This is a genomic window from Desulfobacter postgatei 2ac9 (assembly GCF_000233695.2).
Taxonomy (GTDB): Bacteria; Desulfobacterota; Desulfobacteria; order Desulfobacterales; family Desulfobacteraceae; genus Desulfobacter; species Desulfobacter postgatei.
Genome location: NZ_CM001488.1, coordinates 108,148 through 132,552, shown reverse-complemented (window position 1 = coordinate 132,552; position 24,405 = coordinate 108,148). Strand labels below are relative to the sequence as shown.

Genomic DNA, 24,405 nt, shown 5'->3' with positions numbered 1-24,405 from the left:
TTACCTCATGTTAAAAGTGGGTACCGTAAACCTGTCTGATGTCAAGGTCAATAATTTTCAGTATTCAGGTCCCAAAGAGATATTGTCCATGGGGAACCGGCCCGGATATTGTTGATGATCTGACAGAAGATGCGGACAGGTTCAAGGCCGGTTTTGTGGTGGGCATTGGCGGGATATCCTATTGGCGTGTATATAATCTGCGGCTGGAAATTGCCTTGACCTGGCCCCCATGCTGATATAGGGTTCCTTATTTTGATTTAAAGCAGGCCTTTTTTATATGTCCGCCACAGATAGGGATAAGGCAATCCCCCCCCAAACTTTTTTACGCCTGCTTTTCAGTCTGGCGCTACCCATTTCCCTGCAATTTCTTCTGACCAGTTCCATGGCTGTGATAGACATTCTCATGATCGGTCGGCTTCATGATGCAGCCGTGGCGGCCGTGGGCATTGCCAATCAGTTTGTTTTTATCTTTTTTGTTATCCAGTTCGGCGTTCACTCAGGCATTGCCATATTCACAGCCCAGTACTGGGGCAAAGAGGATCTCTCACGGATCCACCAGTTATCCGGTCTTGGTATCCTGGCAGGATTTGCCATCGGTTCCGTGTTTGCCGGTGCAGCGCTGTTTTTTCCGGCAGCCGTGATTTCACTCTTTTCCAGTGATGCCCAAGTTGTACGCCTTGGGGCCGGATATCTTCGTATTGTGGGATTTTCATTTGTTCCTTTTTGCGTCACCTTCTCCTTTATGACCAATCTGCGGAGTATGGGGTTTGCCGGTGTTCCTTTGATCTCTTCAATTGTAGCCGTGGTTGTCAATATTGTGCTCAACTACTGCCTGATTTTCGGCAACCTTGGTTTTGCCGCCATGGGCGTCACAGGCGCGGCCATTGCCACCTGCACGGCAAAATTGATTGAAACCGGACTTTTAACGGCGATCATCTATCTGAAACCTTATCCCCTTGCCGCATCAGTAAAAAAAATGCTCTCCTTCGATTTTGCCTTTGTCAAGCGGGTTGCCACCACTTGCTGGCCTGTGTTTCTCAATGAATTTTTCTGGGTTACGGGGGTGAGTATGTACAAACTGGTTTACGCCCGCATGGGCACCCCGTCGATTGCTGCGGTCAATATCGTGGCCACCTTTGAGGAATTTTTATTTGTTCCCTTTTTCGGCATTTTTTATGCCGGTTCCATTCTTATCGGCAACAGCATTGGGGCAAAAAGATATGAGCGGGCGTTTGCCTATGGCAAATTCATGCTTTTGGTCCAGCTTCCCATGGCCATTGGCGCAGGGCTTGTACTCATCCTGTGCAGACATTTTATCCTCGGATTTTACAATATTTCCACGGCAGCTTACGATAATGCCTACTACCTTATGTTGACAACAGGTCTTGTTTTTTGGACAAAGACCACCAATTTTACAACGGTTGTGTCGGTGTTCCGGGGCGGGGGGGACACTAAATTCGGCTTTTTCATGGACCTGAGTGCGGTATGGTGTATTGGCGTGCCCATGGCGTTCACAGGTGCGTTTCTCCTTCATTGGCCCGTTTACGGTGTCATGGCCCTGATTGCCTTGGAAGAGATGTTCAAGCTGATTATCGGATTGCCCCGCTTTTTTTCAAAGAAATGGATTAAAGATCTTGTGGCGGATACGGAAACATCACCTGGCGAGATTTCTTGAGTTATCTGTTAAAAAAGGAGGAAGAATTGAAATATCTGGGCGCCCATGTGAGTGCTGCAGGCGGCGTTGAAAACGCGCCGGTCAATGCCCAAAAAATCGGCGCATCCTGTTTTGCACTTTTCACAAAAAATCAGCGGCAGTGGCAGGCCAAGCCTTTATCAGACAAAAGCATCAATGATTTTAAATCAAACTGCAGGTCGTTTGGTTTCGGGCCCGATCAGATTCTTGCCCACGACTCCTATCTCATCAACCTGGGCCATCCTGAACAAGCACCCTTGGAGAAATCCAGAGTTGCCTTTATAGATGAAATGCAGAGATGTCATCAGCTTGGCATTGCCATGCTCAATTTCCACCCGGGATCAACCTTAAAGAAAATCAGCATGGATAACTGCCTTGCAACCATTGCCGAATCCATTAACCTTGCCCTTCAAAAGGTGCCGGACGTCATTGCCGTCATTGAAAACACCGCAGGCCAGGGGAGCAATGTGGGATTTGTATTTGAACAGATAAAAACCATCATCGACCGGGTGGAAGATCAATCCCGCATCGGGGTATGCATTGATACCTGCCACGCCTTTGCTGCCGGATATGAGTTTGTTTCCCGGAACGGTTATGAAAAAACCTGGGACCTGTTTGACGCAATTATCGGCTTTGAAAAATTAAAGGGCATGCACCTGAACGATGCCAAAAAGCCCCTCAATTCCAGGGTGGACCGGCATGAAAGCATCGGAAAGGGACAACTTGGCCTTGCCGCTTTCCGGCACATCATGGAAGACAAACGTCTGAACAATATTCCCATGATTCTGGAAACACCTGATGATGACATATGGGCTAAAGAAATTTCCCTGCTAAAATCATTGATCAAGTCATAGGCAGAATGAAGGAGTTTTCATGAGAATCTGGGATCTTCATCCGGGATACCTGAACCGCCAAAGTCTTTTAGGCGAACACCGGGAACTTCACGGTATGGTCTCCATTATTGTCAACGGGAAAAAAGGCTATTCCCGGCATCCGGAAACCCTGCGCTGGATGGATTTCGGCTGGGCGCTGAATAAACGCCATCAGCTTCTATCCGCAGAAATGAAGTTACGGGGGTACAATGATAAATCCCCTGTGCAAATCCAGGACAACAATGGGATGTGGCCTGACACATTTATCGACGAGCCCTATGTCCAGATTCGGTTGCTCAGGGAAAAATACCGGGACAAGGAACCGGGACGCATTCCTTTACCCCAAAACGCCCAGCAGATGTGGCGTCAGCATAAATACGCCGTCATGGCCCGGGATGTGGGCCTGTACAAAAAAATCGGTGCGGATGTGTCCCGGATGCGCCCCCGGGATGATTTCAGCGGCCTGGCCCGTCTTCTTGTGGAAACGTTGAGAACGCCGCCATCCCAGGGCGGATTAAAAAACGCGCTGCAGCACATGTGGGGGTATGTGTCGGACAGATATGAAGAGTCGCGGGAGCCTTTGCACGGATGGGCCCTGACGGATCTGCTGGCCCGGATTCAGGACCTGGCATTTAAATACAAGGAGCCGTATTTAATGGAATCCGTTGCGTTAAGCGAGTTTGCTGTGTGGATACACGGCAATCGTACTTCAAGAGCACAAATCCCCCCGACATCTGATTCAAGATCTGGACGAAAATGAATTTTTAATTTTGGCCTGTAAATACATATAAACATATCATATTGATATCCGGAAGTTTTCAGTATTTACAAGGCAATACAGCGACGGGCTGACCTGCTCTATCAGAATTCAGGTACCTTTGTTTCATCCCCCAACAATGGCCTCCGCCCCGGAAACGATATCCAATAACTCCCCGGTAATTGCTCCCTGTCGAGTGGTGCGGAACTCAGACTCAAGGACCTCAATATGCTCAATGATGTTTTTCTCGGCTACTTGCATGGCGGCAAGACGGGAACTGTTCTCTGCAGCTAAAGATTGAACTATTGCGCCGTATACGGAGATGTATAAATATTCGCTGAATAAATTTGAGAATAAATCTTGAACCGGACAGTTGGTCATGGGCAGAGATTTTCCATCCCATTTCATGCTTCCGCTGCGTTTATCGAGTGGAAGGATATGACGGGCCGCGACCTTGGCGTCATCGCTGACATGCAGATTATTCACTATGCTGAAACGATTCATTCCGTGCTTGGTTCGCCACAGCTCAAGATTCTGTTCTATCTCGTCAACAATGGCATCCACCCCACGCAGGCTGCCCGGTACCCGGAAATTCAAATCCACCTTGACCCCGCAATCCTCCAACGCGCCACGCAGCCGGTCTCCGCAGGTCCAACAGATTACCTTATGTCCAGCCACCCGCAGTTCTTCAATAACCGATACAGCCTCAGCCCGTGCCAATTCGTTAAACTGCCCGCACATTCCCTGATCGGAACCGATTGCCAGCACGACGGCGACACCAACCTTCGGTCCCTGGGGTAAAATTCCGGCATTACGGAAAAAGACAGTCCAGCCCTGCTCAATGACCTCGGCATACTCGCCGACGCCCTTGGCCGCGGTTTCAAAATGACGGATATTAACCGCAGCAAGGGCCTTCATGGTTTTGACCACCGAAAGCAGATCGCTATTCGTCCCAATTTTTTTGCGGACGGCTTCAAGCTGCTGCATTAGCCTCCCTCCAATTCCGAATATGCTGCATGACCACTTTCTCAAGCTCAGCCCAGATTTCATCATTGGGTTCTGCCTGTGCAAGACGGCTCATAGACTCAAAGCTCTCTTCCATGCGGGTGAGCAGATATCCCTCAACTTCGGCAATACGTTCCAGCGCGATATCATTAAGTAAACCAAGCGAGACCGCCCAGAGAATCACCACCTGCTGAGCGGCTGTAAGCGGTGATAAACGATCCTGTTTGAGCAATTCACGCACCCGCAGACCGTGTTCAATGCGTTTTCGGGTATCCTGATCAAGCCTTGTGCCGAACCTTGCGAAAGCTTCCAGTTCCTGAAACTGGGAATAGGTCAACCGCAAATCGCCGGACACCTTGCCGTAAGCCTTGGGTTGTGCGCGACCTCCCACGCGGGAAACCGACTTGCCCACGTCAATTGCCGGGAGTATGCCTTTTTGGAACAGCACCGGAGAGAGATAAATCTGACCGTCAGTGATAGAAATAAGGTTGGTGGGAATGTAGGCTGAGATATTCTGGGCCTCGGTTTCCACAATGGGCAGTGCGGTCAGCGTCCCCCCACCATGTTCCGGTTTGAGTCTTGTGGAACGTTCAAGCAACCTTGAATGGATATAGAAGATATCCCCCGGAAAGGCCTCACGCCCCGGTGGGCGGCGCATGAGCAGGCTAAGCTGCCTGTATGCCTGTGCGTGTCGGGTCAAATCATCATAAACAATAAGCACGTCTTTGCCCTCCTGCGCCATGAAATATTCAGCCATGCTCGTTGCCGCATAGGGTGCGATATACTGCAAACCCGAGGGCGCATCGCCCTCAACCACAACCACAAAAGTATAATCCATGGCCCCGTGGTTGCGCAGGGTATCAATACCCCGTGCTACCGAGCTACTTCGCTGACCGATAGCGCAATACACGCAGACCACATCGCCTTTTTTCTGATTCAGGATAATGTCGAGAGCTATGGCCGTCTTTCCTGTCTGGCGGTCACCAAGGATCAATTCCCGCTGGCCCCTGCCGATAGGGATCAGCGCATCAATGACCTTGATGCCGCTTGCCATAGGCATATCCACCGGAGCACGCATAAGGATAGGCGGTGCTTCCGATTCCACCGTACGGCGCTCAAATGTTTCCGGAGCCGGCCCCCCGTCCAGCGGATTACCCAGCGGATCAACGATGCGTCCGATTAGCGCATCCCCCACGGGGACGCTCAATACTGTGCCTGAGGGAACCGCCTCATCCCCGGCCTTCAGCCCGGTATTGTCCCCCAGCAGCGCTACGCCGATGGCCTCCGGCAATAAATCAAGCGCCATGCCCGGAATATTGTTGCCCAGCGTAATCAGCTCCTCTGAACGCACGGAGCCAAGCCCCTGGACCTGTGCCACGCCACGTGCCACGGATAAAACCCGGCCAACTTCACGCGATTTCGGGCTATATTCCATATTCTTGCGCCCTTTTTCATGGGCATATAGCGCCTGATTTATATTTTTTTCAAGGAAACCCATGTTGCCTTCTGTGCCTTAGCTGTTGATTTCATGCAAAATTTTGTTTTCAAGTTCAGTGATATAAGAATTGAGATTCCATTCCCATTTTCGATCTCCGGCGATGAGTTCAATGCCCAGGCCCAGTCTGGCATCCGTGATAAAAATTCGTTCGTTTTGTGCCGGAAACAAACCTTTAAGCAACTGCTGAATTTTTTGTTCTTGTGGATCATCATATTCAAATCCGGTACGAATTAGAATGTCAGAATTGCCACACTCCATGCCGCGGGCTTCTTCAGCAATCCGATGCATGAATCCGCTTAAGATCAACTGCTCAAGATCGCTGCCGGAAAGGTCCCGCACAATACGTGCGGCTGTGGCTGAGACTTCATGCACAAGCTTCTTGCGCAAGTTGAGTGCGACAGATTCCTTTTCCCGCTCCAGCGCAGCCAGCCATTCCTTGCGCATGATCTCGATCTCAGCGCCGGCGGACGCCATAGCCTGCTGCCGCCACTTTTCTGCCTCGGCATGAATTTCCGACATAACCTCTGATTCACGGTTTTCCAGATCTTCATGCTTACGGCGCAGCTCAGCCTTGAGCCTGTCTGCCTCAATACGGGCCTCACGCAATTCGCGCGTTTCATTCGCTATACGCGCCTTTCGTTCCAGCATAGCCTTAACAATAGGCTTATACAGAAACAGCCTGAGCAACACGATGAGCACAAAGAAATTCACAATCTGAGCAAAGATCGTGAACCAGTCCAGCAGCATTATCAGCCTCCGGCCTTTTCAAGGAAATAAGACCAGAACGGATTGGCAAAGAGTAGAATCATAGCCAGCACAAAGCAGTAAATCGCCGTGGATTCAACCATTGCCATCCCCACAAAAAGGAATTTCACAATAGTATTGGTCTCATCCGGCTGCTGGGCAATGGAATTGAGGGCCCGGGAAAGGGCCATCCCCTCACCGATCGCCGGACCAATGGACCCGATGCCCATACAAATCCCTGCCGCAATAATCGACCCAAACGCAATCCAACCCATAGTGTCCATAAGTATCCCCCTTCAAAAGCGCAACGCGCATCAACTCTCATGTACCTCTAAACCTGCGGCGATGAACACAGCCGCCAGTCCGGTAAAAATATAGGCTTGCACCACTCCGATGAACAGCCCCAGAATCTGCATGATCACCGGCACAAACAGCGGCATGATGATCAGCAGAATCGCGCTCATCATGGTTCCGCTGAGTATGTTCCCGAAAAGACGCACGGCCAGCGCAAAAGTCCGGCTGACCTCGCCGATTATGTTGAACGGCAGCATGAACGGCGAAGGCTGCACGTAACTTCTAAGATAGTTGCGTAAACCGTTCTTTTTAATTCCGTAATATGGAACGGCAAAAAATACGATCAGACTGAACGCCGTAGTGGTAGAAAGCGACCCCGTGGGCGGCTTGAATCCCGGTACGGCAGAAAGCAGATTGGATACTGAAATGAAAATGAACATCGTCCCGAGCAGCGGCAAAAATTTTTCCGGCCGCTGACTGGTGGTGTCCCTGATCTGGCTGAGTAAACCGTCCACCAATACTTCCAACAGATTCTGTTGACCGGAAATCTGCGCCGAGGATGTAACCCTGCGGGTCACAAACCATGAAAATCCAGCAAGCAGGATCATTACCAGCCATGTATAGACAATGGTGGCATTCAGCTTGAAAAAACCAAAGCTGACATAGATGATATGGTCCGGGCTTATTTCCATTCAGGCCCCTTCACTTTAACGAACTCGAGTATCTTTATACCACAATAATTTGCCAGCGCATAAGTTCGCAACACATAAAAACCCAGAAAAGCAGATATAAACGGCAACGGCCCGTAACTTATGATCTGCGCAAAACCCCATAGAGTGATGCCATAACGACCCAGATAGCTGGACCAGAAAAACAATCGCGGCTGTTCACAACGGGGTAACCGCCGTACAGTCAGCCATAAGCCGCCGAAATGAATTGCCGAAAGGAGCAATCCGATACCGAACGCAGCAATGGTTATCATAAAACGGCTAATGATCCTCTTCTTCTCTGTCCTTGGGTTCTATGCCCTTCCGCTCGCATTCTTCACGATCCTTAATAATTTTATTTTTTTCTCGATTCATCCATATCCCGGCGAACAGGCAGCCTATAGCGAGCCCCGCGCCGAGCATGGTCATTGTCCAATTAATTTTAGTGGGCCAGCGGTAATCCAGCCACGCGCCAAACAGACTCCCCAGAACAACGGGCAGGGCCACCAGCCAGCCAACAGCCCCCATGGCCCCAAAAGCAGACCACGCCTCCACAGTCCCTTTCTGCTTCGCACGGATTTTACGCTGCTCCTTGCTGCCAACGGTTTGGCGGAATTTATTCCCGTTGCACTTACCGGGCTTTTGTCTACTCATGCGGTCTCCACTTTAATCAGGGTACGCACAAATCCGGCCTCAAGTTTGGCGACTGCCTTGCGGGCAGAGTTCTCGGCCTCTGCAGCCTCCTTTTGCATGCGCAAAACTTGGGCTTCCAACTCGCCAAGTCCCCCGGCAACAGCCGCGCGTGATGAAATACGCACCGCATCGCCCTTCTTGACCAACACCCCGCCGTTTAGAGCCAGATGATGCGGCTCTCCGCCTGCAACATACGTCAGGATACCCGGAGCGAGGGCCGAGGCCATATCAATATGCTTGGGCAGCAGACAGAACCCGCCCTGCGTACTCTCCGCCAGAATTTTATCAACCGGACGATCCAGAAATAAACCTGCGGGCACCAGAATTTTCAGCCTCATTTGCCGACCTCCTCAATTGAACCGATCATGTAGAAATCACGCTCAGAGGCATTGGGAAATTCATCATTTAAAATCCGCTCACAGCCGAGGATCGTCTCTTCGAGAGAGACAATTTGTCCATCCATACCGGTGAAATGCTTGGTGGTGTTGAATGGCTGGGTCATGAACCGCTCCAGCCTGCGCGCACGGGAAACAATATTGCGATCCTCGCGGGAAAGCTCCTCAAGGCCGAGCATGGCGATAATATCCTTGAGATCCTCGTACTGGGCCAAGGTGCGGCGTACCTCACGGGCAATATCATAATGCCGTTGGCCTACAATTGCCGGAGAAAGCATCATGGAACGGGATTCCAGCGGATCGACTGCCGGATAAAATCCTTCTCCTGCACGCTTGCGGGAAAGGACGATGGATGATGAAAGATGAGAAAATGTATGGGTCGCGGCCGGATCGGTCAGGTCATCGGCAGGTACATATACCGCCTGAATGGAAGTGATGGCCCCGGAGCGGCTGGAAGAAATGCGCTCCTCTAATTCTGCGATATCGGAACCGAGTGTCGGCTGATAACCCATGCGCGAGGGCAGACGGCCCAGCAACCCGGAAAGCTCCATCCCGGCCTGAATGAAGCGGAAAATATTGTCGATGAGCAACAGCACATCCTTGCCCTGATCATCCCGGAAATATTCGGCAATGGTCATGGCCGTATACCCGGTGCGGAATCTGGCCCCTGGAGGCTCATTCATCTGCCCGAAAACCATAACCGTGTTATCAAGTACCCCCGCATCACCCATCTCGCGGTAAAGTTCCTCGCCCTCGCGGCAGCGTTCCCCGATTCCGCAGAAGATACTGATCCCGCTATGTGCGCCGACCATGTTGTTGATCAGCTCGGTGATCAGCACGGTCTTACCCACCCCGGCCCCGCCGAACAGTCCGGCCTTGCCCCCCTTTTCAAGAGGCATGAGCAGGTCAATAACCTTGATTCCGGTTATGAAAATTTCTTCGGAGACAACACGCAGGGAAAGTGCGATGGGCCGGTTATGGATTGAACGGAATTTGACCTCTTCGGGCAACGCTTTGCCGTCTACAGGATCACCGAAAACGTTAAGCACCCGGCCCAGCAAATGCCGCCCCACGGGCGTATGCAATGTTTCGCCGTTGCAGTGAACAATATCCCCACGGGCCAATCCTCCCGTAGGCGTCATTGCAATGGCACGAACGCAGTTCATATTCAGATGATCAGCCACCTCAAGGGTCACCGATTTCTCTCCACCGGAATACATCACAGAAAGCAAAGGAGGTATTTTTTCAGAAAAACGCACGTCCACAACGCTCCCCCGCACGGATATGACTTTCCCTGAATATTTGTATTCCATGACATTACCACCTCAACTTGAATCAGATCCTGAAAAGCAAAGGTTTTTTTATTCTGCTTATATGATACGGAAACGGGAAATTTAGTAAAGCCTTTTTGAATTAAGTTTGTTTTTTCACAGAAATAAGCATCCCACGAGAAAAACAATCTCATCTTCGTTTGACTTCCATATATTGCAGATGCCGCCGAAGGTTGCTGCCCTATGTCAGGGCGGCGGCTGCCGCAGGCAAGAAGCCTGTGTTTGAATGTATAAGTTAGGCAAGGAATAATACCCGATTTTAATTTGGGGGCCAGCCCCCAACCCCCCGGGATTTAACGCATTATGGACAGAAACATGGGAGAGGGGCAATACGCAATTGACTGTATATCACCCCCCATGTCTCCGTCACCAGCTACGGCGCTCAGGTTGCTTCCCAGCATTGCCCTATCCTCCGAGCTGGTAATGAATGGTATCTTACCATAGTGAAAATGAATTTTAAATCGGCAGATTCTCTTTACAAAAAAGACCTCCAAGCGGCATGATGGCTTTAGAAAGCGGCTGGAATAACCTGAGTCATCCAGAATCAATTACCACAAGGAGGTCATAATGAGTATGCATTACATTGGTTTAGATATCCACAAAAAAATTATCGCTTATTGTATTAAAGCAGGCGATGGAACACTTCTTGGGAATGGAGTGATATCTGCAACCAGGCCGGCATTGGAAGAATGGATGGAGCAACTTCCCCGCCCTTGGACGGTTGCAATGGAAGCAACAATGTTTACCGGCTGGATTTATGACTTCATAAAACCTTATGCCGATGATATCAAGGTCGCTCATCCTGAAATGCTCAAAGCGATTACAGCAGCTAAAAAGAAAAACGATCTATCTGATGCCCAGAAAATATGTGACCTTCTCAGAGTTGATCTGTTACCGGAATGCGCCCCCCGCGACTGTACCCAAATGCTCCACGGCATGGTAAAAATCAAGAAGTTTATACACACGCTCCGGAGTCAAACCCAATGCGTTGATCAGTCCGGGGATTCGATTCCAAATCCAATGTGCTCCATCTGCAACAAACAGTATTTTGTCTGAGGCCTGAATACGAAGGGAGTTCAAATAACCCTTTAACAAGTGAAATACGCCATCCGGACCGCTGAAACAGCCATCAATAAAGGATTAAACCGGCGTATGCACCTTTATACCTTTTTCGATTTCGACGGTCACAGGATCGCCGATAATATCGAACACAAATATCAACCGAAATACCTGTACAAAGCTGAATCGAAACGGTCTCAAACCCTTCGCTTTTCATCCGCCCCGGCCAGTTGGACATCAATTCTTTTTCTTGATCAACCCGATCCGGGGAATCTACTGAGGCCTGGATACTTTTTTTAAAAGCAAGGCGCTTATCCGATTCGTATACCCAAGAAGTTCCTGTTCCATCTGTTCCAATTCTTTAGCGTTTCGAATCAAGCGATTCGGATCTTCTTCCAGTTCTTTCAGGCAAGCATAGACTTCATCAACAGTATTGCAATCTTCAGCTTTTTTCATCAGTACAATCTATTTTTTGTTTGTTTCAGCTTAGCAGGAAATATCATGCTTTTTCCACTAAAAGATAGACTTTTTTAAAACCGGGAAAATGGGAATGCGCCCCAACAAGAAGTTCATCTGGAAAGCACAGGGCTGTTATTTTCGCCGGATGCTTACTGAATTGGCATGGGCATCCAGGGCTTCGGTTTGGGCCAGGGTAATGACATCATCCGCCTCCTTTTCAAAGGCGGCTTTGGAATAATGGATCAGGCTGGTTTTCTTGGTAAAATGGGATACGCTCAAGGCGGATGAAAACCGTGCCGTGCCTGCTGTGGGCAGCACATGGTTGGGGCCTGCAATATAGTCGCCCATGGGTTCGGGGGTATACGGTCCCAGGAACACGGCGCCTGCATTTTGAATCCTGTCAAGATAATCAAAAGGTGATTCCACCATGATTTCAAGGTGTTCAGGCGCCAGGCGGTTGGACAGATCAATGGCGGTATCAATATCCGGTACCACTAGGATTGCGCCGAAAGCATTGATGGCCTGTCCGGCAATATCTTTGCGGGGCAACGCATTGAGCTGGGGCTCAATCGCGGCAGAGACCTTTTGCGCCAGAGCTTGAGAATCGGTCACCAGCACAGCCGATGCCAGCAGATCATGCTCAGCCTGGGAAAGCAGGTCTGCGGCAATACATTCCGGGTCTGCGGTTTCATCTGCAATGATTAAGATTTCGCTGGGACCTGCAATCATATCAATACCAACGGTTCCGGAAACAATTTTCTTGGCAAGGGCAACATAAATATTTCCCGGCCCCACAATCACATCAACCTTGGGCACCTGGGAGGTTCCGTAAGCCAGTGCGCCAATGGCCCAGGCAGAACCGGCCTTGAACACGGAATCAATGCCCACGGCCCGGGCTGCGGCAAGAAGATGGGGATTTATTTTTCCGTCCGCCATGGGCGGGGTCATCAAAGAGATTGATTTTACGCCTGCCACCTTGGCCGGAATTCCTCCCATGAGCACAGACGAGACCAGGGGCGTTTTGCCGCCCTTGGCCCCGGGGGCATAGATGCCTGCAGCGGCAACCGGCCGAACCATCTGTCCCACCATCACCCCGTTTCTGGGGGTGTCCATCCATGAATTTTCCCTCTGGCGGCTGTGAAAAGCTGTGAGCTGTTCAACGGCCCGGTCAAGGGCCTTTAAAAACTGCGGGGTCATCTGTTCCAGGGCATCTTCAAACTCCTGTTCCGTTACCTTAAATGTATCCAGGGTAACCGCCGGGGAGTCAAATTTGTTGGTGTATTCGATAAGCGCTTCATCACCTCGTTTTTTAACATCATCCAGAAATGCCTGAACATTGTCCTGGTCTTCCCTGGAAAACCCCAAGCCTCTGTCTATGGTATCCTGAACCCTTTTTTCCGCTTCCGGCGAAGGGTAATTAAATATTTTCATGGTATATCTCTTAATTGTTATGTTCATTTTCGGCCAAAAAACGCTCTTTCCATTTTTAAAACAAAGGAACAGGGCCGCTGGATAAAAGATCAATATATCAATTTTTAGCACAGAAAACCAATGTCAAGTCCACTGGGTTGAAAAAATATTGAAGCAAAATCGGGAGATGGTCTCAGTCACATGGTTAAAATAAAATCAACTGTCTGTTATTGTGACTTAATTTTCCATTGACACCAGTCTCCTTTGTTATACATTGTCCGAATTGACAAAAACTTTCCGAAGCTATGGATCGCCTATAGCCACTAATAATAATATGCGGCCAATAGCTATAATTAAAATTATTTTGGTCAAATAATCAAAGTTCTCTTGACACAACTTTTATATCAATTTATGATTTGATCAAATGATCATAACGAGGATGAACTATGCCAAGACCTAAGCGCCCCAGATGTATTGCATCAGAACCGGAAATTAAAGGGTTTAAGCCCAGAGGGGCGGTGGAGACCGGAGAAGTCATCCTTTCCCTGGAAGAATTTGAAGCCCTCAGACTCATAGATTATGAGGGCATGGATCAGTCCGGTGTCGCGCAGGTTATGGATGTTTCCCGACAGACCGTAGGAAGAATTCTGAAAGCCGCCCGTTATAAAATCGCAGAATCCTTGGTTACAGCCAAGCGGCTTACCGTCCAGGGGGGGTGCTATGAGATGCGAGGACGGGGGAAGGGCAGGGGGTGGCGGCATGGATGCAGAAAACCACCAGAACGTTAAAGGATAAAATCTGCCAAGCGGTCGGCGTAATTCCCCGGCTTGACAGCAGTTTAATTACGGAGATTATAACCATGAACAGCGAACAGAGCCTTTCCGAAAGCCTTGAAGACTATCTTGAAGCCATATTTGAACTTCAGACCATGAATGCGGTTGCACGTTCAAAAGATATTGCCGCTAAATTGAATATCAAATGCGGCTCCGTTACCGGCACCCTTAAAAAATTGGCTGACCGGAAGTTGATTAATTACGAGCCCTACGGCTATATCACCCTGACCCCCAAAGGAGATAAAATCGCAAAAGAGGTTACAACCCGTCATAATGTGTTCAAGCATTTTTTATTTAAACATGTGGAACTTGATGAAGCGATTGCAGAGCAAACCGCATGCCGTATGGAACATGCCATGAACCATAAAACTTTTATGAAATTCAAGGCCTTTGTTACAAAACTGGATTCCTGATGGTCAACCATCATCCTTTGATAATGCCCAGGGGGCGACGTTTGTGTACGGGCCTGATCAGGTCCAGTTCAAAATTATGTAAAATCAAAAATTATGGATAAAATTGTTTTAAATCATGGTATAGTCAATTGAATTCATCACCTTCCAAAAAGATTAGAGATGATGCCTTTCAAAACGAGATCTGCCATGTTGCCGGAACAAAAAAGCACCCAGGTATGGGTTGCGGTTCTGTTGTTTGTATTAATCCTTTCCACTGCAGTTGAGGCTGCCGGTCCGGTGGTTCACATCATTCCCGTTTCCGGGACTGTTGAACCGGGTATGGCCGCATACCTCAAACGGGTGGTTTCCTCCCTTGAAAAGGATGACTCCGCCATTCTGGTATTTGTCATGGATACCTTTGGGGGACGGGTGGACGCAGCCTTTGAGATTGTGGAAACCATTTGCACCGTGCCAAGGGAAAGAACCATTGCCTATGTGGAGAAAAGAGCCATTTCCGCAGGTGCGTTGATCGCGCTTTCCGCCGGTACACTGATCATGAAAGAAAACACCCTTATCGGTGACTGTGCGCCCATTATTCAGACCAGTGAGGGCCACGAGGAAGCCGGTGAAAAAACCCAGACCGTCCTTAGGGCACAGTTTCGAACCCTGGCCAAGCGAAACAACTATCCCCAAGTTCTGGCCGAATCCATGGTGTCCAAATCCATGGAGGTATATAAAATTACCCGGGGAGAGCATTCTGAATACATGGATAAAACAACCTGGCAGGAGCTTTCCGAAAAAGAAAAGGCAACGATTACCAGTAAATCCACAATTGTAAGCGAAGGCGAGCTTTTGACCATGGATGACAAAGAAGCTGCCGATCTTGGGTTTTCCCGCCAGAGTGTCACAACCCTTGACCAGGCCCTCGATGTTATGGGGTACGGGGCGTATCAAAAGGTCCGGATTGAGGAAAACTGGTCGGAAAAGTTTGTCAGATGGATCCAGCCGTTTCTGCCGATTCTCATGCTTCTGGGTATTGGTGCCGTGTATACGGAGATCAAGGCACCGGGGTTCGGCATCCCCGGCATTGTGGGTATTATCTGCCTGGGCCTGGTCTTTTTCAACCAGTATCTGGTGGGGCTTGCCGATTATACGGAAATCCTGGTATTCATTATCGGTTTTCTGCTTCTGGGCATGGAAATGTTTGTCCTGCCGGGATTCGGCATCGCCGGTATCAGCGCCATTGTTGTCCTGGCCGCAGGCCTTGTGCTCTCTTTTCAGGATTTTGTGCTGCCCGATCCAAGCTTGCCATGGCAGAGCGACCTTATGATAAAAAATTTGGGACTGGTCATGGGCAGTGCCCTCGGGGCGCTGCTCGTTTCAATGTCTGTGGTGCGGTTTGTTTTGCCTAAACTGTCAAAGGTGGTTAAGGGGCCGTATCTGGACGCCACACTCCAGGATTCACGTGCCGAATCTACCGAGGCCTTGGGCATATGTGCCGGTGACCAGGGCATTGCCTTGACGACGTTGCGGCCTTCGGGCAAGGTCCGTATCAGGGATATAAAAGTTGATGCCGTTACCCAGGGAGATTTTATTGATCCTGCTACGCCCGTCCGGGTGGCCCGCGTAACAGCAGGCCATGTAGTTGTTGAAACGATTATGGAAAAGGAGAAAAAATGAGTCCCTGGATCCTGCCGTTAGTTCTCCAGATCATGGCAATGGTTACCGTTGTTGCCGAAATTTTTATTCCGTCTATGGGGCTTTTGTCCATCATTGCCTTAAGTCTTATCGGATACTCTCTTTTTCTTGTGTTCACTACCTTCTCCATGTCCGTGTTTTATGTGGTTATAGGGGTTGATTTAATTGTTCTGCCAGTACTGTTTATTCTGGGATTTAAAGCACTGGAGGTTTCTCCTTTATCTCTTAAAAAAAAATTATCTGCATCCCAGGGTGTGGTTTCCCAGTCCCCGAAGCTTAAAAATTATCTGAACTGCACCGGACACAGCCTCTCAACCCTTCGTCCGTCCGGAACGGCGCTGATTGACGGTGTCCGCCTGGATGTGGTCACGGACGGCGAATTTATCGAGGCCGATACCCCGTTAAGGGTTTGCAAGGTCACAGGTAACCAGGTGATCGTCTGTCGTCTGGAAAATCTTTGAACCAAGGCACTTAAAAGTTTTAAATAGTGTCTGTCCAGAAACAATAACTTTAAAAAAAAGGTAGTTTGACATGGAAATTATGTCCATTCTTCTGATCATTGCCGGTATTCTCGGCCTGGTGATTGTTTACTTTGCGTTTTCCTACATTGGTCTGTGGGTCCAGGCCCTGGTCTCAGGTGCCCGGGTGGGGCTGCTCAACATTATTTTCATGCGGTTCCGGAAAGTGCCGCCCAAACTGATCGTGGAATCCAAGATCATGGCCGTAAAAGCCGGGATTGATATTGCCACGGACAGCCTTGAGTCCCATTTCCTTGCCGGCGGCAATGTCTCTCGGGTAATCCAGGCGTTGATTGCCGCGGACAAGGCCAATATTGACCTTCCCTTTAACCGCGCCGCTGCCATTGATCTTGCCGGCAGGGACGTGCTGGAAGCGGTCCAGATGTCGGTTAACCCTAAAGTTATTGAAACCCCCATTGTCGCGGCCATGGCCAAGGACGGTATCCAGCTTAAAGCCATCTCCAGGGTCACGGTGCGCGCCAATATTGACCGACTGGTGGGCGGTGCCGGCGAAGAGACCATTCTGGCCCGTGTGGGCGAGGGCATTGTTACCACGATTGGGTCGGCCGTCACTCATAAACAGGTGCTGGAAAATCCGGATACCATTTCCAAAACTGTTTTAAGCAAGGGCCTGGATGCAGGTACGGCCTACGAAATTCTCTCCATTGATATCGCAGACGTGGATGTGGGCAAAAACATCGGGGCTGAACTTGAAACCGACCGGGCCGAGGCAGATAAGAAGATTGCCCAGGCCAAGGCCGAGGAAAAACGGGCCATGGCCTATGCCCAGGAACAGGAGATGAAGGCCCGGGTCCAGGAAATGAGGGCCAAGGTGGTGGAGGCCGAAGCCCAGGTGCCCCTGGCCATCGCCGAGGCCTTCAGAAGCGGCAACCTTGGGATTATGGACTATTATAAGATGCAGAATATCAGTGCCGACACCCGGATGAGGGATACCATTGCAGCCCCTGATCAGCCTGATGATACCGAGCAGAAATAATAGTCAAAACAAGATCAGGAGAACATGATGGATTTTGGTGATGTTATTACTTTGATCTTATTTCTGATTTTTATTGGGGCGCCTTTATTGAAAAGAAAAAAGGCACAAAAACCAGGGAAATCAAAGCAGAGCGGATTTTCCGTTCTGGGAAAAATAAGTGAGGCAATTAGAGAGGCGGCCCGGGAAATGGAAGCCCAGGCTGAGCAGGCCCGCAAAAAAGAGGCGTCAAGGCAAAACAAACCGCCCTTTGATCGAACCGGGGAAGCGTCTGTAAATCAAACCTTCTGGGATAAAATTGATGACAGAAAAGAATTTGATTTTTATCCTGAAGAGCCGGGTGTTCGAGTCCTGAAGCAGATTGAGGCTGTTAATGAAAAAACTCTTTTAGTTTCCGCAAAAAAAGAACCCCGCAGAAAAGCCGCCAAGATACCTGAAACAAGGGTTTCGAAGGCTTCAGCCCGAAACTCTTCTGGGCATGATGCCACACCGGCACGGTGTCATAAGTCAGGCCCAAGACGACTGCCGGCCAGGGTCCGGGGACTTCGAAAGGCCGTGATCTGGTCGGAGATCCTTGGAAAACCTGTTGCGTTAAAGGATTAGGTCGCGTTCTGCTTTTTTTAGGTTTCGTTGACCCTTCCGAACAGCACCGCTTCGTAATCTCTGAAAAATCTGGTATTCATACCTGGTTGGTGATATAAAAAACGAACGATATCACAGTCAATACGGATGGCATATGTCCAAAAAGAAAATTTTGCTGGTGGAAGATCACCCCATTTTCAGGCTGGGTCTGGCGGAATTGATCAATCAGGAGCCCGACTTAGCCGCACATGGAAGTGCCAGAGACGTTGAGCAGGCCATTGATGAAATAAATCATATAAACCCGGATCTGATCATTGTGGATCTTTCCTTAAAACAGTCTGACGGGCTTGATCTGGTCAAATATGTGAAACAGCATCATAGCAATATCCCTGTGCTGGTGCTTTCCATGCATGATGAATACCTTTATGCACCCAGGGCCTTGTCTGCCGGTGCCCATGGCTACATTATGAAACAGGAGGCTGTGGAGTCGGTTGTGAAGGCCGCCCGTCTTCTGCTTACCGGAAAAATATACCTCAATGAAAAAGTCAAAGAACATATTCTTTTGTCCATGGCCAATCCACCCGAGGCACAGGAAAAAAGTCCCTTCGACCGTTTAACCGATCGGGAGCTTCAGGTTTTCAAGCTTATCGGCAGGGGCTTTTCAACCCGGGAAATTGCCGAGCGCCTGTTTTTGAGTATTAAAACCATTGGCACCTACAGGGAGCGCATTAAAAAAAAGTTGAATATTAAACATGCAAGCGAACTGGTCCGCTGCGCAGTGCATTTTGAAAAAACGGGTCATATTGGTATTATGGAGTAGACCTAACTTAACCAGGACTTTCTTATAAAAAAGAAACTACTTAGGGACTTGGCCGATCTCAATTAAAAGATAGCAAATTTCCCCCACAAGGATGGTATTTATCCTTGTCCCGGCCTATTTTAAAACAGCATTCAATATGTGTGGGGGGCTTGGCGCGTCCAGGCAAAACCGGCCCGGACGGGGTAGTGATCGGATGGAAAAAGGCCGTTAAAGGAATCCTGTATCACCTCTTCGAACACGGTATACAGACCGTTTCTGTATAGTATCCAGTCGATGTGACGCCCTGTCTCTTTTCCGGTAAACTTGTGGAAGGTGGTGACGGGCCTGCCTTCCATGACCAGACCAAATCCCCGGGATTTAAAACACCGATGGGCTGGTGACCCCGGGGTGGTGTTAAAATCTCCGGTGATGATTTGCGGCATTCCCATGGGAAAGCGGTTCAAGAACGCCATGACCAGACCAGCGCTTTTTTGCTGGACTTCGGATGTGAAATCAAAGTGGGTGTTGGCCATCAGCATATACCGGTTGTTTTTTTTAAACCATCCAATGACGCACTGCCGGGGCCATCTGGAACCGGGAAGCCGGGAGGGGATCTCCGGGGTGGGGCTCAAAAAAAAATGGCGATGACCCAGGCATTCCCAGGACGGGTCGAACAGGATCAGGTTGCTTTGCCACCATGTAACCCTTTTGTTATGCCAGCCAATATGACCGTGGCACCTCAGTGACCGGGTCAGAAATTCGGCCTGGAAATGGTTGACCTCCTGGAATCCGATAAAATCGCAGGGGTAGGTTTCCAGGATTTTCTCCACCAGGGGCTTACGGTGGTCCCAGGCATGGGGACCGTCTTTGGCCAGGCCGAACCTAAGATTCATCGTCATGACGGTGACCGGGACATCGGTCCTGTTTTTGTCCTTTTCAGGGACGGATATGGGGGAAATTTTTGACATCAAGGCGTAGAATGCGTTATTCCCTTCCACCTGTCAATACCCGCCGCACCCGGACAGTGCTGATGCATGTAAATTTTTTTTAAAATGCCTAATGCAACGCGGTCGATGGGTAAGTTTTTCGTTCAAAAATTGATATTCGGAAACAATCTTTAATTGAGATCCCGGCCCCATTCTGGTATATCCTGCATCATCATGGCATATATTAATAAACAGATGCTCACGGCTGTGGTGGCTGATGAACACGGCAATATTTTTGAACTGGACGGATATGCTGCCGCAGGCATGTCCGGAAATGATTTTTTTATTCTGACAAAATCCGGTACCTGTCCCATGCCCCACGGCAGTGAACTGATGATGCTGCCCGGCAGAGCGCCCATTGTGTTCAACCTTGCCACCGACCGCTTTGAAACCCTTGAAACCAATCCTTTCCAGCCGGATCAGCGTATTTATCCGGTGGGTGTGTTCAACTCCCCGGGGTATGTGAACTTGCATTTCTGTGCCTATGATGATGTTGGCATGGATACGCCTTTGCCTCTTTTTTCCTACGGCGCGTTGGGGTTTGGGAAAAATAATTTCCGCTCCGCGGCCCTTCAGGTGGATGACGAACCCCGTCAGGATCTGCGGCTGATGCCAATTGACCAGGTTCAGAAAGGGGTTGACAAATATAGAAAAAAATATCCGGACAACCGGCTGATGCGCCATTTGGAGAAATGCGCCCTGGAATACGGGTGCCCGGCCGGTAAAAATTTTTTCCTGGGCCGGTATGAAGCCCCGCTGCCGACATCCGTGGTCTGCAACGCCCGGTGCCTTGGATGTATCTCCCTTCAAACGGAAAATAATCTTTGCGCCTGCCAGGAGAGAATATCCTTTATCCCTGATCCGGAAGAGATTGCAGGCGTTGCCCTGGAACATATCCTGAAAGTTGAAAAGGCCGTGGTCAGTTTTGGCCAGGGGTGTGAGGGAGAGCCGTTAACCTCGGCAGATGCCATTGAAAAAGCGATTGTCCTGATCCGGGAAAAGACCGATCAAGGCACCATCAATCTGAACTCCAATGCCAGTTTGCCCGACCGGGTGGAACGTCTGTGCAATGTTGGCCTGGACAGCATGCGTGTGAGTATGAACTCGGTGCGCAAATCGTGTTATACCGCCTATTTTCGTCCCAAATCCTACTGTTTTGAAGATGTTGTGGAGAGTATCAAAAGGGCCAGGGCAAAAGGCCGTTTTGTGGCAATCAATTACCTGAACTGCCCGGGATTTACCGATTGTGAACAGGAAAAACAGGCGCTTTTTGATTTTATCCGCACCACGGACATCAACATGATTCAGTGGCGCAACCTTAATTTTGACCCCCGGCATTACATCCGCATTATGGAAAAAGCAGCCCCGGGCGGCTCCCCGACCGGCATGGCAAATCTGGTAAAAGAATTGAGTCAAACTTTCCCTCATCTGATCCACGGTTATTTCAATCCATCCAATCAAGATTATTAATTTAAGCGTTAATGGCAAGAAACTGGAAACAAGAGAGTGATGAAGGTATTGATATTTTTAGGATGTTAAAATAATTTTTTATCATTCATGATCCGTATCAATAAGCGTTAAATTTATTTTATCTGCGCTCCCGGGCATAAAATTGACTAACGTCTTAAAATGTCTTTGCTTTCAATTTATTATTGTCCTAATATGGCAACTTGCTAAAAGTATGGGCTGCTTTGCTGTGAGCGGCTTAACCGGTATTTTGTGGAATGCACCCTTATATATAATAAGGTATAAGGCCGGCCGGTTAAATGACAGTTAAAACCAATTGAGAACGGAGGCGCAATGGAGGTTAAAGTTACCCGGGTATCTGAACCAGGAACCCGCCCCAAGGATGAAGATCTGGGATTTGGTACGGTGTTTACCGACCATATGTTTGTCATGGATTATGAAAAGGACAAGGGATGGGTCAATGCCCGCATTGAACCCTTCGGCGATTTTTCCATGTCGCCGGCAAGCATGGTGCTGCATTACGGGCAGGCCGTATTTGAGGGACTTAAAGCATATAAAACAGAAGACGGTAAAATTCAGCTCTACCGGGCCCGGGATAATTTTGCCCGCATGAACCGTTCCAGCCAGGGCCTTTGCATTCCTGAAATTGATATCGATTTCGTCATGGATGCACTTAAAAAACTGCTTAAAATCGAAGAAGCCTGGATTCCCGAAACCCCGGGAACCTCTTTATACATCCGGCCTACCATCGTGGCAACTGACCCCTTTCTTGGTGTCCGGGCATCCTATACATACAAGTTTTTTATCATTCTCTCTCCTGTGGGATCATACTATGCCCAGGGTTTGCAGCCCGTCAAAATCTGGGTCTGCGAAGACCATGTCAGGGCCGTACGCGGCGGTGTCGGTGAGTTCAAAACCCCGGGTAACTATGCAGCCAGTCTTCTGGCCGGGGAAAAGGCAAAAAAAGAGGGATATAATCAGGTCCTGTGGCTGGACGGTATCGAGCTCAAATATATTGAAGAGGTCGGGGCCATGAATATTTTCTTTCTCATCAATGACGAACTGATCACCCCAATGCTCAACGGCAGCATCCTGCCCGGCATTACCCGGTTTTCAGTCATTGAGCTGGCCAAAAAATGGGGCATCAAGGTCAGCGAGCGCAGGATCAGCATTGATGAGGTCATTGCCGCGGCTGACAACGGCACCCTGCAGGAAATGTTTGGCTCCGGCACTGCAGCCGTTGTTTCCCCGGTGGGAGAGTTGCGCTATAAAGACCGGGTGATTCATATCGGCGACGGTACTCCCGGTGAAACATGCATGAAATTTTATAATGCCGTGACTGACATTCAGTACGGAAAAGCTGAAGATACGCAAGGCTGGATTGAAGTTGTAGAGTAAATTAACCTTATGTATTTTTAGTCCATCGGCGCTGAACGAGCGCTCAGTCAAAGATGAAGTTTGATCACCCTCAAACTATTGGAGATCGTATGGCTAAAGACAAAGAAGTTACCCATGTGGGCGTTCGAATCAGGCAAGCCAGGCTGGATAAAAAACTCAGCCTGGACGCCATGGCCAATGAGACCGGACTGTCAAAAGATGTCATTAAGAAAATCGAGAGCGGAGAGCAGCGTCCTTCGGTGGGAACGCTGCTCCAGCTCTCACGCACCCTTCAGTTGGCTTCCGGTTTCTTGCTCAAGGAGTCGGATGATTCCGTGGAAGCCAGGACCGATGCCTATACCAAGCGCACGGATCATTATGCGTATACACCGTTGTCGCCCGGCGCTGAAAACAACCATTTAAAGGCATTCCGCATCGTTGTAGAAGCCGGTGCCAGCCATGAAGGCGTTGGGTTTCAGCACGAGGGCGAGGAGTTTGCCTATGTGCTGGACGGTGACGTTGAAATCCAGGTGGGCGACCATATCAATGTCTTGAAAACAGGGGAATCCCTTCATTTTAATTCAGGGGTCAAGCATGACCTGCGCAATATCGGGGACCACGATGCCGAACTGATTGTGGTGGTCTATGCGCCTTGAATCCGTTTTTTTGAAAAAAAGGAGATACCATGTTATTCAAGTTAACTGATGAACAGGTGATGATCCAGAATATGGTGCGTGAATTTTCACGCAAAGTGGTTGCCCCCACGGCTGCGGAACGGGATAAAACCCGGGAGTTTCCCTCCGACAATTTTAAACAGATGGGGGAGCTTGGGCTGATGGGTATGATGGTACCCGAAGAGTTCGGCGGGGAAGCCGCAGATGCGGTTTCCTATGTGCTGGCCCTGTCCGAAATCGCATATTCCTGTGCATCCACTTCCGTGGTAATGTCTGTGCAGAATTCAATTGTGTGTGAATCCCTCAATAAATTCGGCACAAAAAAGCAAAAGCAGGAATTTCTGGTGCCCCTGGCCTCCGGGGAGATCCTCGGGGCCTTTGCCCTGACCGAACCCGATGCCGGGTCTGACCCGGTGAGCCAGACCACCACAGCGGTGAAGGACGGCGATGATTACGTGATTAACGGAACCAAGCGGTTTATCACTTCCGGGGAAAGCAGTTCCGTGGTCCTTGTCACGGCCAAAACCGACGAAGCCCAGGCCTATAGAGGTATATCCTGTTTTATTGTACCCAAGGCAACACCCGGTCTTATCGTGGGGCATCATGAAGACAAGATGGGTCTGAGGGCATCGGACACCACGGATCTGATCTTTGAAAATTGCCGGGTACCGGCCGCCAATATCCTGGGCAAGGAAGGGGATGGGTTTAAAATCGCCATGTCCGGCCTGGACAGCGGCAGGATCGGCATTGCAGCCCAGTCCCTTGGTGTGGCCCAGGCCGCCTTTGATGCAGCAATCAAGTATGCCGGCAAACGCAAACAGTTCGGCGTGTCCATCACCAAACACCAGGCCATTCGTTTTCAGATTGCGGATATGGCCACAAAGATAGAAGCCGCGCGGCAGTTGACTCTTTCCGCGGCATCCATGAAGGACCGGGGTGAAAAGTTCACCCGGGAAGCATCCATGGCCAAATTGTTTGCCTCTGAAATGGTGCAGGAAATCACGGCCCAGGCCATCCAGATCCACGGGGGATACGGGTTTACCACAGATTACCCGGTGGAACGGTTTTACAGGGACGCCCGGGTATTTACCATCTACGAAGGCACCAGCGAAATTCAGCGTATTGTCATTTCAAATTCAGTACTCAAGGATAAACGAAAACCATAAAA

28 protein-coding genes are annotated in these 24,405 nt (G+C 49.6%); 16 read left to right on the top strand and 12 right to left on the bottom strand.

The genetic code is table 11. The annotated features are described in order from the left end of the window. Positions 1 to 38 precede the first annotated feature (38 nt). The 4 genes from DESPODRAFT_RS00790 to DESPODRAFT_RS18465 are packed head-to-tail and all read left to right on the top strand — an operon-like array spanning position 39 to position 3,325. A complete protein-coding gene (locus tag DESPODRAFT_RS00790) occupies positions 39 to 236 on the top strand; it encodes a hypothetical protein (protein ID WP_040015776.1) in 198 nt (65 codons plus the stop codon). A gap of 41 nt (positions 237 to 277) precedes the next feature. Next, on the top strand, positions 278 to 1,675 hold the full coding sequence (locus DESPODRAFT_RS00785; RefSeq protein WP_004070535.1) for an MATE family efflux transporter: 1,398 nt from the start codon (positions 278 to 280) through the stop codon (positions 1,673 to 1,675). Between the two features lie 26 nt (positions 1,676 to 1,701). Continuing rightward, entirely contained in the window at positions 1,702 to 2,547 is an 846-nt protein-coding gene (gene nfo / locus DESPODRAFT_RS00780; RefSeq protein WP_004070532.1) for a deoxyribonuclease IV, read from the top strand. A 19-nt stretch (positions 2,548 to 2,566) separates the two neighbouring features. Beyond that, complete coding sequence (locus DESPODRAFT_RS18465) at positions 2,567 to 3,325, top strand: DUF1722 domain-containing protein (RefSeq protein WP_004070530.1); 759 nt, start codon at positions 2,567 to 2,569, stop codon at positions 3,323 to 3,325. A 123-nt stretch (positions 3,326 to 3,448) separates the two neighbouring features. Here DESPODRAFT_RS18465 and DESPODRAFT_RS00770 read toward each other — a convergent pair whose 3' ends face one another. The 9 genes from DESPODRAFT_RS00770 to atpD are packed head-to-tail and all read right to left on the bottom strand — an operon-like array spanning position 3,449 to position 9,971. Then, positions 3,449 to 4,309 carry a F0F1 ATP synthase subunit gamma gene (locus tag DESPODRAFT_RS00770; protein ID WP_004070529.1) on the bottom strand — a complete coding sequence of 287 codons (861 nt, stop codon included), beginning with the start codon at positions 4,307 to 4,309 and terminating at the stop codon, positions 3,449 to 3,451. Then, positions 4,296 to 5,825 carry a F0F1 ATP synthase subunit alpha gene (locus DESPODRAFT_RS00765; protein ID WP_004070527.1) on the bottom strand — a complete coding sequence of 510 codons (1,530 nt, stop codon included), beginning with the start codon at positions 5,823 to 5,825 and terminating at the stop codon, positions 4,296 to 4,298. The genes DESPODRAFT_RS00770 and DESPODRAFT_RS00765 overlap by 14 nt, the downstream gene beginning before the upstream one ends. A gap of 15 nt (positions 5,826 to 5,840) precedes the next feature. Beyond that, positions 5,841 to 6,572: a F0F1 ATP synthase subunit B family protein gene (locus DESPODRAFT_RS00760; RefSeq protein WP_004070525.1), complete on the bottom strand. Its 732-nt coding sequence runs from the start codon at positions 6,570 to 6,572 to the stop codon at positions 5,841 to 5,843. A 2-nt stretch (positions 6,573 to 6,574) separates the two neighbouring features. Then, the gene (locus DESPODRAFT_RS00755) at positions 6,575 to 6,853 is read right to left on the bottom strand and encodes a F0F1 ATP synthase subunit C (RefSeq protein ID WP_004070523.1); all 279 of its coding nucleotides are present in this window, start codon (positions 6,851 to 6,853) and stop codon (positions 6,575 to 6,577) included. Between the two features lie 30 nt (positions 6,854 to 6,883). Next, positions 6,884 to 7,555, bottom strand: coding sequence for a F0F1 ATP synthase subunit A (locus DESPODRAFT_RS00750; RefSeq protein ID WP_004070522.1), 672 nt, complete (start codon positions 7,553 to 7,555; stop codon positions 6,884 to 6,886). Further along, the gene (locus DESPODRAFT_RS00745; protein WP_004070520.1) at positions 7,546 to 7,845 is read right to left on the bottom strand and encodes an ATP synthase subunit I; all 300 of its coding nucleotides are present in this window, start codon (positions 7,843 to 7,845) and stop codon (positions 7,546 to 7,548) included. Before DESPODRAFT_RS00745 ends, DESPODRAFT_RS00750 begins: the two co-directional genes overlap by 10 nt. Positions 7,846 to 7,852: 7 nt before the next feature. Then, complete coding sequence (locus tag DESPODRAFT_RS00740; RefSeq protein ID WP_004070519.1) at positions 7,853 to 8,224, bottom strand: AtpZ/AtpI family protein; 372 nt, start codon at positions 8,222 to 8,224, stop codon at positions 7,853 to 7,855. Further along, positions 8,221 to 8,601, bottom strand: a complete 381-nt coding sequence (locus DESPODRAFT_RS00735) for a F0F1 ATP synthase subunit epsilon (RefSeq protein ID WP_004070517.1) — start codon at positions 8,599 to 8,601, stop codon at positions 8,221 to 8,223. Before DESPODRAFT_RS00735 ends, DESPODRAFT_RS00740 begins: the two co-directional genes overlap by 4 nt. Beyond that, the gene (atpD, locus tag DESPODRAFT_RS00730; RefSeq protein ID WP_004070516.1) at positions 8,598 to 9,971 is read right to left on the bottom strand and encodes a F0F1 ATP synthase subunit beta; all 1,374 of its coding nucleotides are present in this window, start codon (positions 9,969 to 9,971) and stop codon (positions 8,598 to 8,600) included. Before atpD ends, DESPODRAFT_RS00735 begins: the two co-directional genes overlap by 4 nt. A 585-nt stretch (positions 9,972 to 10,556) precedes the next feature. On the opposite strand from atpD, the gene DESPODRAFT_RS00725 reads away from it, so the two are divergent. Next, positions 10,557 to 11,045 carry an IS110 family transposase gene (locus tag DESPODRAFT_RS00725; RefSeq protein ID WP_004070515.1) on the top strand — a complete coding sequence of 163 codons (489 nt, stop codon included), beginning with the start codon at positions 10,557 to 10,559 and terminating at the stop codon, positions 11,043 to 11,045. A 276-nt stretch (positions 11,046 to 11,321) separates the two neighbouring features. On the opposite strand, the gene DESPODRAFT_RS00715 is transcribed toward DESPODRAFT_RS00725, so the two are convergent. After that, positions 11,322 to 11,504, bottom strand: a complete 183-nt coding sequence (locus tag DESPODRAFT_RS00715; protein WP_004070514.1) for a hypothetical protein — start codon at positions 11,502 to 11,504, stop codon at positions 11,322 to 11,324. A 135-nt stretch (positions 11,505 to 11,639) separates the two neighbouring features. Beyond that, complete coding sequence (gene hisD, locus DESPODRAFT_RS00710) at positions 11,640 to 12,938, bottom strand: histidinol dehydrogenase (RefSeq protein ID WP_004070512.1); 1,299 nt, start codon at positions 12,936 to 12,938, stop codon at positions 11,640 to 11,642. 425 nt (positions 12,939 to 13,363) lie between these two features. Between hisD and DESPODRAFT_RS00705 the strand changes: the two genes are divergently transcribed. The 7 genes from DESPODRAFT_RS00705 to DESPODRAFT_RS00675 all read left to right on the top strand — a co-directional run bounded on the left by DESPODRAFT_RS00705 (position 13,364) and on the right by DESPODRAFT_RS00675 (position 18,754). Further along, positions 13,364 to 13,705 (top strand): DUF134 domain-containing protein, encoded by a 342-nt coding sequence (locus tag DESPODRAFT_RS00705; protein ID WP_004070510.1) that lies wholly within the window; start codon positions 13,364 to 13,366, stop codon positions 13,703 to 13,705. Positions 13,706 to 13,776: 71 nt separating this feature from the next. After that, positions 13,777 to 14,163, top strand: coding sequence for a metal-dependent transcriptional regulator (locus DESPODRAFT_RS00700; protein ID WP_004070509.1), 387 nt, complete (start codon positions 13,777 to 13,779; stop codon positions 14,161 to 14,163). 159 nt (positions 14,164 to 14,322) lie between these two features. Next, positions 14,323 to 15,822, top strand: coding sequence for an NfeD family protein (locus DESPODRAFT_RS00695; RefSeq protein WP_157488384.1), 1,500 nt, complete (start codon positions 14,323 to 14,325; stop codon positions 15,820 to 15,822). Next, positions 15,819 to 16,301: an NfeD family protein gene (locus tag DESPODRAFT_RS00690; protein WP_004070507.1), complete on the top strand. Its 483-nt coding sequence runs from the start codon at positions 15,819 to 15,821 to the stop codon at positions 16,299 to 16,301. Before DESPODRAFT_RS00695 ends, DESPODRAFT_RS00690 begins: the two co-directional genes overlap by 4 nt. Before the next feature lie 70 nt (positions 16,302 to 16,371). Beyond that, positions 16,372 to 17,355 carry a flotillin-like protein FloA gene (gene floA, locus DESPODRAFT_RS00685; protein WP_004070506.1) on the top strand — a complete coding sequence of 328 codons (984 nt, stop codon included), beginning with the start codon at positions 16,372 to 16,374 and terminating at the stop codon, positions 17,353 to 17,355. A gap of 24 nt (positions 17,356 to 17,379) precedes the next feature. Further along, positions 17,380 to 17,955, top strand: a complete 576-nt coding sequence (locus DESPODRAFT_RS00680; RefSeq protein ID WP_245531978.1) for a hypothetical protein — start codon at positions 17,380 to 17,382, stop codon at positions 17,953 to 17,955. A 133-nt stretch (positions 17,956 to 18,088) separates the two neighbouring features. Further along, complete coding sequence (locus DESPODRAFT_RS00675) at positions 18,089 to 18,754, top strand: response regulator transcription factor (protein WP_004070504.1); 666 nt, start codon at positions 18,089 to 18,091, stop codon at positions 18,752 to 18,754. Positions 18,755 to 18,885: 131 nt separating this feature from the next. Here DESPODRAFT_RS00675 and DESPODRAFT_RS00670 read toward each other — a convergent pair whose 3' ends face one another. Then, positions 18,886 to 19,731: an endonuclease/exonuclease/phosphatase family protein gene (locus DESPODRAFT_RS00670; protein WP_245531977.1), complete on the bottom strand. Its 846-nt coding sequence runs from the start codon at positions 19,729 to 19,731 to the stop codon at positions 18,886 to 18,888. Between the two features lie 162 nt (positions 19,732 to 19,893). Between DESPODRAFT_RS00670 and DESPODRAFT_RS00665 the strand changes: the two genes are divergently transcribed. The 4 genes from DESPODRAFT_RS00665 to DESPODRAFT_RS00650 all read left to right on the top strand — a co-directional run bounded on the left by DESPODRAFT_RS00665 (position 19,894) and on the right by DESPODRAFT_RS00650 (position 24,403). Further along, positions 19,894 to 21,189, top strand: a complete 1,296-nt coding sequence (locus DESPODRAFT_RS00665) for a radical SAM family protein (RefSeq protein ID WP_004070502.1) — start codon at positions 19,894 to 19,896, stop codon at positions 21,187 to 21,189. Positions 21,190 to 21,519: 330 nt separating this feature from the next. Next, on the top strand, positions 21,520 to 22,584 hold the full coding sequence (locus DESPODRAFT_RS00660) for a branched-chain amino acid aminotransferase (RefSeq protein ID WP_004070501.1): 1,065 nt from the start codon (positions 21,520 to 21,522) through the stop codon (positions 22,582 to 22,584). An 89-nt stretch (positions 22,585 to 22,673) separates the two neighbouring features. Further along, positions 22,674 to 23,219, top strand: coding sequence for a helix-turn-helix domain-containing protein (locus DESPODRAFT_RS00655; protein ID WP_004070500.1), 546 nt, complete (start codon positions 22,674 to 22,676; stop codon positions 23,217 to 23,219). Positions 23,220 to 23,248: 29 nt separating this feature from the next. Beyond that, positions 23,249 to 24,403, top strand: a complete 1,155-nt coding sequence (locus DESPODRAFT_RS00650) for an acyl-CoA dehydrogenase (RefSeq protein ID WP_004070499.1) — start codon at positions 23,249 to 23,251, stop codon at positions 24,401 to 24,403. The last annotated feature ends 2 nt before the right edge of the window (positions 24,404 to 24,405 follow it).

Coding starts and splice junctions, on each gene's coding strand:
- DESPODRAFT_RS00655 (WP_004070500.1), top strand. CDS start 22,674: ATGGCTAAAGACAAAGAAGTTACCCATGTGGGCGTTCGAATCAGGCAA.
- DESPODRAFT_RS00715 (WP_004070514.1), bottom strand. CDS start 11,504: ATGAAAAAAGCTGAAGATTGCAATACTGTTGATGAAGTCTATGCTTGC.
- DESPODRAFT_RS00785 (WP_004070535.1), top strand. CDS start 278: ATGTCCGCCACAGATAGGGATAAGGCAATCCCCCCCCAAACTTTTTTA.
- floA (WP_004070506.1), top strand. CDS start 16,372: ATGGAAATTATGTCCATTCTTCTGATCATTGCCGGTATTCTCGGCCTG.
- DESPODRAFT_RS00660 (WP_004070501.1), top strand. CDS start 21,520: ATGGAGGTTAAAGTTACCCGGGTATCTGAACCAGGAACCCGCCCCAAG.
- DESPODRAFT_RS00755 (WP_004070523.1), bottom strand. CDS start 6,853: ATGGACACTATGGGTTGGATTGCGTTTGGGTCGATTATTGCGGCAGGG.
- DESPODRAFT_RS00650 (WP_004070499.1), top strand. CDS start 23,249: ATGTTATTCAAGTTAACTGATGAACAGGTGATGATCCAGAATATGGTG.
- DESPODRAFT_RS00675 (WP_004070504.1), top strand. CDS start 18,089: ATGTCCAAAAAGAAAATTTTGCTGGTGGAAGATCACCCCATTTTCAGG.
- DESPODRAFT_RS00665 (WP_004070502.1), top strand. CDS start 19,894: ATGGCATATATTAATAAACAGATGCTCACGGCTGTGGTGGCTGATGAA.
- DESPODRAFT_RS00725 (WP_004070515.1), top strand. CDS start 10,557: ATGAGTATGCATTACATTGGTTTAGATATCCACAAAAAAATTATCGCT.
- DESPODRAFT_RS00760 (WP_004070525.1), bottom strand. CDS start 6,572: ATGCTGCTGGACTGGTTCACGATCTTTGCTCAGATTGTGAATTTCTTT.
- DESPODRAFT_RS00695 (WP_157488384.1), top strand. CDS start 14,323: ATGATGCCTTTCAAAACGAGATCTGCCATGTTGCCGGAACAAAAAAGC.
- DESPODRAFT_RS00765 (WP_004070527.1), bottom strand. CDS start 5,825: ATGGGTTTCCTTGAAAAAAATATAAATCAGGCGCTATATGCCCATGAA.
- DESPODRAFT_RS00790 (WP_040015776.1), top strand. CDS start 39: ATGTCAAGGTCAATAATTTTCAGTATTCAGGTCCCAAAGAGATATTGT.
- DESPODRAFT_RS00700 (WP_004070509.1), top strand. CDS start 13,777: ATGAACAGCGAACAGAGCCTTTCCGAAAGCCTTGAAGACTATCTTGAA.
- DESPODRAFT_RS00705 (WP_004070510.1), top strand. CDS start 13,364: ATGCCAAGACCTAAGCGCCCCAGATGTATTGCATCAGAACCGGAAATT.
- DESPODRAFT_RS00745 (WP_004070520.1), bottom strand. CDS start 7,845: ATGATAACCATTGCTGCGTTCGGTATCGGATTGCTCCTTTCGGCAATT.
- atpD (WP_004070516.1), bottom strand. CDS start 9,971: ATGGAATACAAATATTCAGGGAAAGTCATATCCGTGCGGGGGAGCGTT.
- DESPODRAFT_RS00750 (WP_004070522.1), bottom strand. CDS start 7,555: ATGGAAATAAGCCCGGACCATATCATCTATGTCAGCTTTGGTTTTTTC.
- DESPODRAFT_RS00735 (WP_004070517.1), bottom strand. CDS start 8,601: ATGAGGCTGAAAATTCTGGTGCCCGCAGGTTTATTTCTGGATCGTCCG.
- DESPODRAFT_RS00690 (WP_004070507.1), top strand. CDS start 15,819: ATGAGTCCCTGGATCCTGCCGTTAGTTCTCCAGATCATGGCAATGGTT.
- DESPODRAFT_RS00680 (WP_245531978.1), top strand. CDS start 17,380: ATGATGGATTTTGGTGATGTTATTACTTTGATCTTATTTCTGATTTTT.
- hisD (WP_004070512.1), bottom strand. CDS start 12,938: ATGAAAATATTTAATTACCCTTCGCCGGAAGCGGAAAAAAGGGTTCAG.
- DESPODRAFT_RS18465 (WP_004070530.1), top strand. CDS start 2,567: ATGAGAATCTGGGATCTTCATCCGGGATACCTGAACCGCCAAAGTCTT.
- DESPODRAFT_RS00770 (WP_004070529.1), bottom strand. CDS start 4,309: ATGCAGCAGCTTGAAGCCGTCCGCAAAAAAATTGGGACGAATAGCGAT.
- DESPODRAFT_RS00740 (WP_004070519.1), bottom strand. CDS start 8,224: ATGAGTAGACAAAAGCCCGGTAAGTGCAACGGGAATAAATTCCGCCAA.